Raw genomic sequence first — 13593 nt, 5'->3', positions numbered from 1 at the left:
GCTTTGTAGCCCTAAAAGGGTAAAGCAGTTATCCTTCTCCTCAATCGCTAGGTCACTTAACACCTCGTTTTTACAAATTACTATATTTCCTAAAACAACGTATTAACATTTGATTGATATGATCATATTTATAACTTTTACATATTAACTACACAGAGGAGTGTACACATGTTTAAGAAGTTTCAAAAATGGTCAGCAACATCTATGTCTGTTGCTCTTGCACTAGGTTTGATTACGGGCATGTCAGCCTTGCCTGTCCATGCTGAGTCATCAGGGAATACAGATCATGGTATTAGTAAAGTTACAGCTACATTTTATGGAGACACAAAAGGTTCCAAAGGATTTACCTGGTATACTTCAAAACTTTCCACGAAGAGCACTGTTCAAGTAATCAAGAAAACGGCTTCTGAAGCTGATTTTACGAGTGCTCTTACATTTGAAGGGACTTCTTCTCCATCGACCAATTCTCCAGAAGAGCTTGTCCATAAAGCTGTAGCTACAGGTCTTCAAGCGGACACAGCTTATTATTATCGTGTGGGTGATGCAGCGCGCGGGATATGGAGCGAAACAGGTACGTTTCAAACGGCTCCTAAGAGCGGCGAATTTACCTTCATTGATTTAGCTGATACACAAGCGAAAAGCGAAGATGAAGCCATATTGTCTTCACAGACGCTCGAAAAAGCACTTCAAACTGTAGGTAATGCTCAGTTTGTAGTCCACAACGGAGATATCGTAGACACCGGTACCAAAGAAGAGCAGTGGGACTGGTTGTTGGGACATTCACAAAAAAGTCTTTTGAATACAACCATTGTTCCTTCAGCAGGTAATCATGAGGATGAGAACTACGCTTTTTATGATCACTTTAATATTAATCAACCAGCTGGTTCTGCTACTAAAACAGGAGCGTACTACTCCTTTGATTACAGCTATGCTCACTTTATCGTACTGAACTCCAATGAGGACTCAGAGAAATATGCCAATTTTTCTGAAGATCAAGTTGAATGGTTAAAGAAAGATGCTGCGGCAGCCAAAAGGGCAGGTGCAAAGTGGATCATTGTTAACATTCACAAAGGTCCCTACACTACCTCTAACCATGCAACAGATTCTGACATCATGGATAACAATGGAGTTCGTAACCAAATCGCTCCACTCATGGACAAACTTGATATCGACTTTGTCGTGCAGGGGCACGATCATATTTATGCTCGGACGAAACCAATCAACCAAGAGGGTAAAGCAACAACGTCAACCAAATTAAAAGATACATTAAATGATAAGAAGATTGAATATAGTGTGAATCCGGATGGAAGTATCTATGTCATCCCAGCAACTGCTGGCCCCAAAGTCTACTACAAGAACCCGAGTGAAAAACTTGGAGATAAGTACTATAATCTCTTTGAACTAGCTGAAGAGAATCATGCGGCAGTATATGGCCCGGATCCGAGTGACAATCGTAGACCTGTACGAGGACAGGTACAGAATTTTGTTGGCATCACCGTAGACGAAAATAAACTTACAGCCGTAACGTACGAAATTGATCAAAACAAAAATGATGCCAAACCTTTTATTGTGGATCAATTCGGAATCATCAAAAAATATCAGTAAAATTGATTAATGGTTTCTAAATAATCATAAAAGGATATCCTACAGTCTGGTCGGCTGCATGGATATCCTTTTTCATTTTCTTATAGGGACTTTCTTATAGAGACGTCTGATGTTGTGCTTGTAATACTTACGCCCTGTTCGGAAGCGGGTAAACCGTACATAATGCTATTAAGAGATCCAAAGTTCAAAAGTAGTCAATTTTACATATAGAAATTTTCTTGCAAAATATGGAGGGATAAAGCGATGGCTTATCAAGAAATCAATGGAGTACGCGTATGGGGATCACCTGACCCGGGAGCACTATCTCAAGCCCGCACATGTGCCGAAAATGGTAATGTGATTCAGGCGCTACTGATGGCAGATCATCATAAAGGCTACAGTCAGCCGATTGGCGGTGTGATGGTGTATGACGGACAAATTTCACCTTCAGGTGTAGGGTATGATATCGGCTGCGGGAATAAGGCGGTAAGATCCAAGCTGTTTGCCGCAGATATTATGCCACGTATTTCAGCCGTGATGGATGAGATTGCACGTCATATTTCGTTTGGCGTAGGCCGTGTGAATGCAATTCAGGTAGACCATGAGCTGTTCGATGACCCAGATTGGGCAGTATATGCGGCGATTGGGAAACAAGAACATGACAAACTGAAGTCCTTGGCGAGGGAACAGCTGGGTACAGTAGGGAGTGGTAATCACTTTGTTGATGTATTTGTGGAGGAAGCGACAGGACAGGTCTGGATTGCCAATCATTTCGGCAGCCGAGGCTTTGGGCACAAAACAGCAAGCGGGTTTCTAAATTTGGCTGCAGGACGGGAGTTTCTCGGAAAGGCGCCGGGAGAACATATGGATCAGCCGCCTGTACTGCTGGATATGAACAGTGAGCTGGGAGACATGTACTACCGTGCGATGCGCCTTGCCGGACGCTATGCGTATGCGGGACGTGACTATGTGATAGAACAAGTGCTTGGTATTATGGGGACCGAAGCGGATTTTACGGTGCATAACCACCATAATTACGCGTGGAAGGAACAGCATGATGGACGCGACACCATTGTAGTCCGCAAAGGCGCAACCCCCTCGGCCCCTGGCCAAATGGGCTTTATTGGAGGAAGCATGGGCGATATCTCGGTGATTGTGCGTGGGAAAGATTCGGTAGAAAATCGGGATTCCTACTATAGTACAGTCCATGGCGCAGGTCGTATTATGAGTCGTACCCAGGCAGCCGGTAAAATGAATTGGAAAACCCGCACACGGAGTGGTGGACAAATCACGGATGTACAGATGAAGGAGGCTGTTCGGAACTACGGTGTCGAGCTGCGCGGAGCAGGTACAGACGAAAGTCCGTTCGTCTACCGCAAACTGCGCGAGGTACTGGACGCTCATTCCGAGACCGTGGAAGTTATGCATGTGCTGAAGCCAATCGGGGTATGCATGGCTGGGGCCAATGAGTTTGACCCGTATAAGGATTAATGAAAAGAGAAGGAAGAACGGGGCTGTACCCATAAAAAAGACGATGCCCGGCAGAAGTGTTCATTCGCCGAGCATCGTCTTTAAAGTACATATATGCGTATATAATAGAAGGAACTCATGGCTTGATGTGCTTGTTGAGCAGCTCTAAATCTTACAGTTGATCAGCAAAAAGCTGTTCTTTAATATAAGCGACTGGCATCTCTTGGCCTGTCCACAGTTCGAAGGCTAATGCGCCCTGCCACAGCATCATGCCCAGACCGTTAATGGCGGTTGCACCTACGGATTCAGCTTGTTCCATCAGCTTGGATTTAGCTGGGCTGTATACTACATCGGTTACAATCAGATCGGAACGAAGCATGGACACATCCTCAATTACACTTTTGCCTTCCAGCGGTTTCATACCCACACCTGTACCATTAGCGAAAATATGACTTGTAAGAATCTCTTCACGCAGCTTCTCCTGATTCTCTAATGCATAGATATTCGCCTTGACTTGGGCATGTTTCATCTCTTCATTAATCATACGGACATTTTCTTCCGCCCGGGCAAAGAACTGGTCATTACGAGCGAAAATTGAAATTTCAGCGAGACCAGCTCGAGCGGCTTCAATAGCAATCGGCGTTGCAGCACCGCCTGAGCCGACGAGTGTCATTTTCTTACCTTTCAGATCAATGCCGTTCTCCTGCAAGTTACGAACATAACCTGATCCATCTGTACTGTAGCCTTTCAGCTTACCATCCGTATTCACGACAGTGTTGACGGCACCTGTAAATTTAGCGCTGTCGTCTAGCTCGTCAAGATACTGGAGTATAGCTGTTTTGTTAGGCATGGACACGTTATAACCGCGTATGTTCAGAGCGCGCATCCCCCGTACGACCTCTTCAAGCTGTTCATTGCCTACTTCAAAGGCCATATACGCGTTATTTAGGCCCAGCTTTTCAAACGCAAGATTATGCATAGCCGGGGACAAAGAGTGTCCGATCGGTGTAGCTAGCAGTCCGATTAATTGTGTTCTTCCGTCAATACGTCCAGCATTTTTCATGATATAAGCCTCCAAGTAACGTGTGTAGTTTAATGAAACACTTTTTTATATCGATAAGCAACAAACACGGCCAGCAAAATACTGACTACAGCAATCGCAATATCCAGAATGAATACGGAGGTAATTCCCAGACTTTTGGACATGCTCCCGGTAGCCAAAGGCATCAGGATGAACGATAGGCTGGCTGCTATGTTTACGAGAGAAGTCGTAGTTCCTTTGTTCTTGCGGAAAAATTCCGTCATTACCGTAAGGGCAATTTGGAATATGCCTGCGGTAGACAAGCCGATTAAGAATGAACTGATCAAGGTAGCGACAGGATTGTGCCATACAATTAAAGCCAGCAAAGAAAGCAGGGCAATAAGCGGATACACAATCATGACGGTAATGGGCTTAATGAATCTACCAAGTACCATAGCCAACAAAATAACGGAAACTAGTGAACCTATACTATAGTAGCTAAGCAGCTTAATGGCGCTGGCTTTGTCCATGCCAAGAGCCTCTTGTCCAAAGGTAGGAAGCCATAGCTGCACGATCATGAACAATACAGTTGAAGTAAAACCGATAATAATCAGAGACAAACCTTCTTGCCAAAACTTAGGCTCGCTGTGGAACGAATCCGTTGATTGACCAGTCTCGGCTGGAGCCTTTTGTTCCTCGGCTTTGTGGTTGGGGAAAGCGGTCATTGACAAGAAAATCCCGTTCAGCAGATAAATTCCTGCTGGAATAAAGAAGGAATATCCATAGAACATATCGTGATTAATAAAAAATGCAATCATGAAAGGAATAACAATGGCACCGATCGAGATGGATGCTTTGACTAGGACGGTTGCAGACCCGGCTTTTTTTCCGAACCCTTCAATGAGTGCGGGATAAGTCCCCGCATCCATCATCGAGTTGCAGAGCCCTGCGATAATGGCAAACACGAATGCCAAGGTGTAGTTAGGTGCAAGCGGAATACCGATTAGGAAGATTAAATAAGCAAATGATGCAATAACAATCAGTGGTTTCCTTCCGTATTTATCTGACATTTTTCCGGCTACTCCGAGAGCGAGCAGTTTACCGATTCCAATCGCTGACACCAGATAGCCGATGGCTGCTTTATCCGTGTTCAATTGCACGGTCAGAAAGCTCATATTCGACGAGAGAATAACATTAATCATACCCAGAAGAAAATAGTTGATATAAAGCCCTGTTGCCATTCTGATATAAGGATTTTTCATAAGTGTAACTCCCAACATAAATTTTAGATCAATGGCCTAGGTAGGCATCGTCCAGGTGTATTAAAGTACGCCCATAAACAAGTGAAAATATTCACATAATGTCTATGTCTTAATTATATAAGGGGTGATATTATAAATCCAATGCATATTTTTATCGTTTTTCATAGTTTGGGTCTATAATTTAAAATATGAATTAAAGAAGGGAATTACATAATTATGAACCTGAAGCACTTACAATATTTTCGTGTACTTGCGGAGATGGAGCATTTTACTCAGGCAGCTATGCGGCTATGTATCACTCAACCCAGTTTAAGTCATGCGATTTCAGAATTAGAAAAGGATTTGGGCGTTCATCTGTTTGAGAAGCAGGGGAGAAATATTCGGTTAAACAAATACGGACGATTTTTTCTGAAGTATGTGGAGCACGCGATGGATGAATTGGAAAAGGGGGAGCATAACTTACGGGAATTAGTGAGTCCAAGTCATGGTAATATAGATTTGGCGTTCATTTACACACTAGGTTCACACTTCATTCCAGCAATAATCCAAGCCTTTTCAGCTCTGGATGCCCGTAAAGACATTTCCTTTTCGTTTCACCAAGGGAATACGAACGATATTATTCAAGGCCTGAAGCAGGAACACTATGATGTGGCGTTCTGCTCTCACGTAGAAAATGAACCGGATGTGGAGTTTATTCCGCTGGCTCAGCAGGAACTGGTGGTCATTGTTTCACCTGATCATCCGCTGGCTTCTCTGGACCAAATTGATCTCAAGGATACAGCAGATTACCCGGTGATCTTCTTCAACAAAAAGAGTGGGGTTCGGCCCATTATTGAGAATTTGTTTGCCAAGGCGGGCGTTACGCCACAGATTATTTGCGAGATTGAAGAAGATACGGCAATGGCAGGACTGGTGTCTATCAATTACGGGATCGGAGTTATGCCCCGCATTTCATCGTTAGATTATTTTAACGTCAAACATTGCCTATTATTAATCCAGAATACGAGCGTTTTATCTACCTAGCCAGCATTAAAAATAGATATTTATCCCCGGCAGTAGTAGAGTTTCGGAACTTTGCCCTAAGTTATGGCAAGGAGTTTTATCTGAAAACGCATCAGCGTGTCTAAGCCGGAGTCTCGCAATATTTAAACTTGATAAATTTTAAATTGTGTTCTATACTTCATCATCGACGCAAGCAATGTGAAATGATTCACGTTTTGATACTACAAGACTTACTTACAAAAGCAGGTGAATTCATGATGAAACGTACTTCTTTTCCAGTGGCGACAGGACTTTATGTAAACTATCTTTTGTTCGGCATGTTTAATATTATGCTGGCATCGCACATGTCCTTTTTAACAGAGCATTTGCATACAGATCAGGCGGGCATCAGTCTCTTGGTTTCTGCGATGGGATTTGGCAGGTTGTTTACCCTGTACATATCCGGGGTGCTCTCCGACCGTTATGGTCGCAAACCGTTTATTGTGGCAGCCGGGCTACTGATGACTGTATTCTTGGTCGGTATACCGCTGAGTTCCAGCTTTGAGATGGCGATCGTACTGGCTGTGCTGGCAGGCGTAGCGAATTCTTTTCTTGATTCAGGTACTTATCCAGCGCTGATCGAAGCTTTCCCCCAATCCTCTGGTTCGGCTACAGTATTGGTGAGAGGTTTTATATCCGTTGGGGCGGCATTTTTACCGCTAATGATTATCTTTTTTATGAATCACGATATTTTCTACGGGTTCTCTTTCTTTTTACCTGCCCTCATATTTGCTTTGAATGCAATGTACTTGTTCAAAATGAAGTTCCCAGACATGCGCGTGCAGCCCGCCAAGGGGCAAAGTGGCGGTAATTCTGTATCAAGCCTAGCGGGAAAATTGGAGGCAAATGACCGGAGTAAGCCGCGGTTTTGGCAGGAAGGGCTATGCCTTATCTTGCTCGGATTTACGGGACCTACCTTGCTTTATATTGTGCAGTTATGGTTGCCTACTTTTGGACAACAGTTTATCGGTATGACCGAATCAGAGTCTCTCAGATTATTAGTTTATTACAATATGGGTTCGCTGGTTTCCGTGTTTGTATTGGTCATTGTGTTAAGAAAATGGGTTAAACCAGTTCACATTATTCTTATTTATCCATGTATTTCCCTGTTGGCTTTTGGAGCGCTTCTCCTTTTCAAGTCAGGGGCTGCCTCCATTATTTGTGCGAATGTTATCGGGTTTTCAATATCAGGTGTACTTCAGTTAACATTAACCGTAATGAGTGAATTTTTTAGTCAACGAAAAGGACAGATTACCGGGTTTGTTTATACAGCAACCTCGCTTTCATACACGATCATTCCTGTGTTTACAGGCTTTCTGTTGAAACATTCTCAGATATCGAGTGTTTTTATGCTAGCTATTATTGTGAATGTGCTAGGGATCGTACTGGCGGTGTTTGTTAATTTTCGGTACAGTTTAGTTTTTCCAGCAAGTCGCAAATTGTCGCCTAAAATTGCACTTGAACCCAAATAACGACGACTGGATCATATCATCTGCATGCTTATTCAGAATGCGTTATACTATGAATTATTGTACATGTTCGACTTGAAACTGTAATTTGGGAGTGAGAAAGAGATGGCTAAAATCGTAAAGGTGAAAGATGTCCTGATTGGTGAAGGAGCGCCAAAAATTTGTGTGCCCATGGTGGGAGAAACGTTGGAGCAGTTGAAGGAAGAAGCTACTTATTTACTTACGCTCGACCTGGATATCGTGGAGTGGAGAGTCGATTTTTTCGAACATGTGGAGGATCTGGAAAAGGTAAAGGCTGCCTTACATGAAATTCGGTCTATTTTAGCCAATATTCCACTCGTATTTACGTTCCGTAGCGCTCGGGAAGGCGGAGAAAAGGAAATCAGTGCGGCGAGTTATGTGGAATTGAATCGTACAATAGCCGCAACGGGGCAAGTCGAACTTATTGATGTAGAGCTTTTTAATGAGGAGGCTGATGTGAAGACGCTGGTAGAAGCAGCACATAAGCATAACGTGTATGTGATTATATCTAATCATGACTTTCATAAGACGCCGTCGAAGGAGGAGATTGTTTCCCGATTATGCAAGGCGCAGGAATTGGGAGGCGATCTGCCTAAGATAGCAGTGATGCCGACCAATACAGCCGATGTGCTCACTTTGCTGGATGCCACGCGTACTATGGCAGAAGAGCATGCAGATCGGCCGATTATTACGATGTCGATGGCGGGGAAAGGTGTCGTGAGCCGCCTGACCGGAGAACTGTTTGGTTCGGCTTTGACCTTTGGTGCCGCTAAGAAAGCTTCCGCACCGGGGCAGATTCCTGTCACTGAACTGAGAGAGATATTGACGGTGCTGCATAGCCATTCTTAAAAGACGGATGGCATGCTCGCCAGTCAGTAATATATCCGCAGTGAACCAAAAAGGAGGGCCCCCATGCGATAAGCATGCTGGAGCCCTCCTTTTTGGTGTAACTCTTAATTCAATCCCCGAGTAGGTTCATATAACTCCCAACCTAGATTCAGCGTTTGAATAATATAGTCTGCGACTTCTTCCGCATCCAACTGATCTGTATCGATCTTGGAGTGATTCACCGCGTAGATGTCCTGTCTGGAACGGAATAAATCCTCAATTTCCCCTAAAGTCTTGTTTTGTAGATTAGGACGGGTGTCAATCAGCATCTTGAGCCGATCTTTCCAGGAATCCCAATTTAAATCCAAGAAGAAAACAATCGATGAAGCCAAACAAGCTTGCTTCACCTCTTCCTGTAAAAATGCACCACCGCCAACGGAAATGATTTTAAGGCGTGTGTTGCTGCACAGCTTCAAAATATGCTCTTTTTCAATCTCACGGAAACGCTTCTCTCCATAAGTCTTGAAAATCTCTGTTGTTGGCATGTTGTACTCTTGTTCAATCTCCTGGTCAATGTCCACGAAATCGCGATACAGCTTGCGCGCTAGATGGGAACCGATCGTTGTTTTACCTACACCCATAAAGCCGATGAGCACAATATTTTGTTCTTTTAATGGAATCTCACTATTGTTTTGCACGATAACCACTCTTTTCTCACCAGTAATGTTGAGATGTAACGCTTCAAAGCACTAAATACATTATACGTTCATCAAACGTGTCATTCAATAGTATAGATCACATCAGCAATGAGGTATACGATAAAAGGGACTCTGAATACCAATTAAGTGATAAACAGCAGGCAAACGAAACAAGGTATTCAAGTATTGTTTAATGTGTAAATTGAAGAAAAACAAACTTGTACAAGTATAAAAGAGGCAATTTTATGTACTAAATTGAAAAAAAGGACATATTTTGCCGAGAAATATATTGAAATTACTGGAAGTGTGATTATAATAGAATTATACAAATTGTAAATGTAATCGCTCTATTTACAATTTGTGCTTTATATAATTTATGAGACAAAATTACTTTGAACCAAAAACCAAGTATACATATGCAAATAGTTGAATGATGCTTTATAGACGTGTATCGGTCATTGGGTTCATTGTGCGAAGGTGGTGATACGGTCTACACGTTCTAGTCAACGAAGAGTTGGAACAATGAAAAATATCTACGAGAGGGATGAATTGACATGAAAACAAACACAGCTAACGTATTGAAAAAGGGAATCAGTATCGCTTTATCAGGAATGTTGGTCGCCTTATTTGTCGGCAATTATTCTGCACATGCAGCTCCAGAAGTCGTTCATAAGACCATACTTGTTAAAGCTGGAGAAGTTTACGATGGTAAAGGCAAGACTGTAGTGGCTGATCCCGATACCTTGGGAGATGGAAGCCAGAAAGAGGCCCAAAAGCCTATTTTCAAGCTTGAAAATAATGCAACACTGAAAAATGTGATCATCGCTGCCCCTGCTGCGGATGGGGTGCATGTATATGGCAACGGCACAATCTCCAACGTAACGTGGGAGGATGTCGGTGAAGATGCCTTGACGCTTAAAGAACCAGGCACGGTAAACATTACGGGTGGTGGAGCGTTCCACGCATATGATAAAGTATTCCAAATTAATGCCGAAGGTACGATTAACATTAAAAACTTTAGAGCCGATGATATCGGTAAGCTGGTTCGCCAACTTGGGGGCTCTACATTCAGAGTGAATATGACTTTGGATAACTCGGATATTTCCAATGTAAAGGACTCGATCCTGAGATCGGACGGTCCTAACAGCAAAGCTAAAATTACGAATACTCGTTATCATAATGTAAAACAATTGTTCAAAGGTTTTAAATCCAGTAATACGAGTGAATCCGGCAATACTCAATATTAATTGGTATAGAAGAGAGTAAGGATAGGAGTACGGATGTGATAAGGGGCTGCCCAACAGGTCGTATGATCTGCTTGGGCAAGCCCCTTTTTGGGTGCAGCGAGTTACCCCAAAATGATCTGGGCTTCGTTCGGAACGAGGACTGTGATATGATCGTGCTATTACATTTTATACAAAAAAGTTGGGTGGCTATGAATCCTTTTCATAAATATGTGAATGTTGACGGTACCTTAAATGATACGCTGGTGCGGAATCGTGAGGTTTTATATACAGGTACGAATGGCCGGCATGTGGAACGTTTTTACGTGTCATCCTCTGAAAGTTATATATTTAAACCGCTAACCAACGATGATCAGAAGGGGCGGGAGAGATGGGTGTATGAGCATGTGCTTCCTGCGTTATCACCGATCTATCCCCGATTGCTAGCCTGGTCTGATGCAGGTGTGGATGGCGGAGAAGAATGGATGGTTTTTGAGGATCTTGGTCCGTTACATCATCTACACGCAGACGAAACTTTATTGCGAGCTGTTAGACTTGTTGCATGGTGGCATGCTTTGCCGACGGATCGTTTTGCTGGGATACCGCTGCGGGGACCAAAGCCACTCATTCAGGAGATGGTTTCCGAGCTATACACGCGCAAGCCGGATGTGTTACAGCTTTGCAGCTCACTAGGATTATCTAAGCAACAGATGCAGCGTATGTATGTACAGCTGGAGCATGTATCTTTTTCACAGCAGCTTGTACTGTCTCATGGTGATCTTCATCCGGGGAACTATGCGCTGAGCGGGGAACGGCTTATGGTGCTGGATTGGGAGCATACTCATCTGAACACACCGCTGTGGGATGTATATCACCTGATCGACATGTCCCATCCGTTGTTTCCCCGACGCATGACGTCCGAATTGCGTATTCGTATACTGGACACCTACGTGGAGCAGCTGGAGCTGTTGGGGATAAGAGTGGATCGAACGGCTTTTATGCTGGAATATGGCATGTTTGCTGTGGTATTTTCGCTCTGGATGCTGTTGTTAATCACAAGTGATTTGCAAAGGATTGGAACGCACCTGCATAGAAACGGCGACAAATGGTCAAAAGAGCAATTAGAGTCCCAGTTGGACGAAACGTTAGCCTGTTTGAACCAGTGTGCTGTAATGATGGATTGGGGACAAGCCCAGCGATGTAGATAGTAGCTTAAGACATAGACCGTATTTAGTTAGCCAAAGAAGGTAGGGAATATATCCATGAAAAAAGTTGGTTTGGTCATGAGAAAAATACAATTTGCTGAAGCACAGGGTCCACGTATTTTTGCAGAGCGTCTGAAGCAGATCGGGTTGGAATTGGGGGTGGACATCGTATTTGTATCACCGGAGCGCCATGTGAGCAGTCATGACTGGCTTCCGGGTTATGAACACGAAAAAGGCGACCTGGTCAATTATGACATCGTACTGGACCAACTCCATGAGCAGCAGATTGAGCACGTTATTTATACGGTATCTGGCTTTACCTATTTGAACATGTTTTTTAAAAACAGCGTGCTTTTTCCGCATAGTTTTCCTGATCCGGCACTGACAGGCTATGAAATGATGAAGCCTTTTTATCAGATCGTGGACAAGGCTATCGTACAGACTGCCTTTCTCAAGCAGGAGATGGCTTCGAAGTTTGGCGTAACCGATGTGACAGTTATCCCGATCGGATTTAATGAGCGGCTGGTGGAAAAGCATTTTGATCCCTCGCAAGTGGTAGAGAACCGGGTGATGTGGATTGGTAGAGATGAGGAGAACCGACGTCCGGATTTGGTACTGGAGTATGCGAGGCATAATCCTGACAAGGATGTCTATATGGTATTTGGCGGTGAACGCTACAAGGAAAGTATGAAGAAATATGATATCCCGGACAATGTTAAACTTCAATTTGCGTTGACGCAAGATGAGGTGTTTGCGCTGATGAACACGGCGAAGGTGTACTGGAGCTGCTCCAAATTTGATACGTTCGCCATGCCGCTGACCGAAGCGCTCGCTATGGGTAAAATCGTGGTTAAGCCAGAGCATCCTTGCTATGGACATATCAGCTCTACGCATTCTTTTTCAGGGAATGAGAAAAACTGGTTTGAGCTGGTCAATATGGCTGCCGCCTCACCCCGTCGGGTTTCTACAGAAAATCAGGCATACGCCATGGAACAGTTTTCAAGTCAGGTGATGAAGCAGGGATACCGAGACTTTTTTGATCATTGGTTAAGCTGAGCAGCGAGGCATAATACTGTGGTTGCAACTCGCGTTTGGGTATCCAGAGTGAAATAAAAATAACCCGCAAGGGGGTCACTTTTTTTCAAAAATTCCATCTTGCGGGTTACGGTTCATCATTGACTTATCGTTTGGACTTTACTGGAACCGGGGTTCCTTTTTTAAAGCGAACCGGTCTTCTCGGAATTCTGTTAATGCCGGAGTCCTCCGATTTGGAAGGTAATGCTCTACGAGTTTTCTTTGTTGACAGTAAGCTTTGATTGGTTCTGCTGAACTCAACAGTGTAATTGTCTACAGATGAATCAATGGCAAGTCGGCGCATCCCCACTCGTCTGGATGATCCACTGCTATCGTTCCAACACCAATGAAAATCATGGTCAGTACTTCTCGGAAGCCGTGTGCGGTACGTACCACGCCACCTATTGGAGTGATTCTCAGCATAATAATAGAATGTGGTTCCCCCTACAGACCCGCTCCATACTTCTCTCGTATCACCAGGCTCTAGCCGATACCAGCCCATTTTAGAATAATTCATGGGATGACAGTCGGAATCAGGATAAGCATAGGCAGCATAGATGGTGTTACTCGTGTTGTTTGTAAAAAAAAGGCTCATCATACACACTTCTTTCCTCATAAATTGGTATTACAATGTTATACTATGAGGAATTTGGAGGAAGAGAGTGGACAATATCTCTCAATCTATGAAAAATGAACC

11 protein-coding genes and 2 pseudogenes are annotated in these 13593 nt (G+C 43.7%); 8 read left to right on the top strand and 5 right to left on the bottom strand.

Annotated features, from left to right (window positions below):
• Nucleotides 1–168: 168 nt before the first annotated feature.
• Complete coding sequence (locus ACWA2B_RS20105) at nt 169–1605, top strand: metallophosphoesterase family protein (protein ID WP_341071691.1); 1437 nt, start codon at nt 169–171, stop codon at nt 1603–1605.
• A 243-nt stretch (nt 1606–1848) separates the two neighbouring features.
• Nucleotides 1849–3075: an RtcB family protein gene (locus ACWA2B_RS20100; RefSeq protein WP_165149979.1), complete on the top strand. Its 1227-nt coding sequence runs from the start codon at nt 1849–1851 to the stop codon at nt 3073–3075.
• A gap of 151 nt (nt 3076–3226) precedes the next feature.
• On the opposite strand, the gene ACWA2B_RS20095 is transcribed toward ACWA2B_RS20100, so the two are convergent.
• Nucleotides 3227–4117: a shikimate dehydrogenase gene (locus ACWA2B_RS20095; protein ID WP_029517618.1), complete on the bottom strand. Its 891-nt coding sequence runs from the start codon at nt 4115–4117 to the stop codon at nt 3227–3229.
• Nucleotides 4118–4146: 29 nt separating this feature from the next.
• Complete coding sequence (locus ACWA2B_RS20090) at nt 4147–5337, bottom strand: MFS transporter (protein ID WP_029517617.1); 1191 nt, start codon at nt 5335–5337, stop codon at nt 4147–4149.
• 216 nt (nt 5338–5553) lie between these two features.
• Between ACWA2B_RS20090 and ACWA2B_RS20085 the strand changes: the two are divergent.
• The 3 genes and pseudogenes from ACWA2B_RS20085 to aroD all read left to right on the top strand — a co-directional run bounded on the left by ACWA2B_RS20085 (nt 5554) and on the right by aroD (nt 8717).
• Nucleotides 5554–6464 (top strand): annotated as a pseudogene (locus ACWA2B_RS20085) (LysR family transcriptional regulator).
• A 129-nt stretch (nt 6465–6593) separates the two neighbouring features.
• A complete protein-coding gene (locus ACWA2B_RS20080; protein ID WP_449292562.1) occupies nt 6594–7850 on the top strand; it encodes an MFS transporter in 1257 nt (418 codons plus the stop codon).
• Nucleotides 7851–7952: 102 nt separating this feature from the next.
• The gene (gene aroD, locus ACWA2B_RS20075; RefSeq protein WP_449292561.1) at nt 7953–8717 is read left to right on the top strand and encodes a type I 3-dehydroquinate dehydratase; all 765 of its coding nucleotides are present in this window, start codon (nt 7953–7955) and stop codon (nt 8715–8717) included.
• Nucleotides 8718–8821: 104 nt separating this feature from the next.
• Here aroD and ACWA2B_RS20070 read toward each other — a convergent pair whose 3' ends face one another.
• A complete protein-coding gene (locus ACWA2B_RS20070) occupies nt 8822–9394 on the bottom strand; it encodes a shikimate kinase (RefSeq protein WP_029517614.1) in 573 nt (190 codons plus the stop codon).
• 554 nt (nt 9395–9948) lie between these two features.
• On the opposite strand from ACWA2B_RS20070, the gene ACWA2B_RS20065 reads away from it, so the two are divergent.
• The 3 genes from ACWA2B_RS20065 to ACWA2B_RS20055 all read left to right on the top strand — a co-directional run bounded on the left by ACWA2B_RS20065 (nt 9949) and on the right by ACWA2B_RS20055 (nt 12878).
• Nucleotides 9949–10641, top strand: coding sequence for a pectate lyase (locus ACWA2B_RS20065; protein WP_029517613.1), 693 nt, complete (start codon nt 9949–9951; stop codon nt 10639–10641).
• A 146-nt stretch (nt 10642–10787) separates the two neighbouring features.
• On the top strand, nt 10788–11825 hold the full coding sequence (locus ACWA2B_RS20060; protein ID WP_340933858.1) for an aminoglycoside phosphotransferase family protein: 1038 nt from the start codon (nt 10788–10790) through the stop codon (nt 11823–11825).
• 54 nt (nt 11826–11879) lie between these two features.
• Nucleotides 11880–12878, top strand: coding sequence for a glycosyltransferase (locus tag ACWA2B_RS20055; protein ID WP_235307374.1), 999 nt, complete (start codon nt 11880–11882; stop codon nt 12876–12878).
• 291 nt (nt 12879–13169) lie between these two features.
• On the opposite strand, the gene ACWA2B_RS20050 is transcribed toward ACWA2B_RS20055, so the two are convergent.
• A complete protein-coding gene (locus ACWA2B_RS20050; protein ID WP_341038812.1) occupies nt 13170–13319 on the bottom strand; it encodes a hypothetical protein in 150 nt (49 codons plus the stop codon).
• 22 nt (nt 13320–13341) lie between these two features.
• Nucleotides 13342–13491: pseudogene (locus ACWA2B_RS20045) on the bottom strand (DUF1036 domain-containing protein); the annotation flags it as partial.
• Nucleotides 13492–13593: the final 102 nt, after the last annotated feature.

The organism is Paenibacillus sp. CMM36, assembly GCF_053570945.1.
This window is presented reverse-complemented; position numbering and strand designations above follow the sequence as displayed.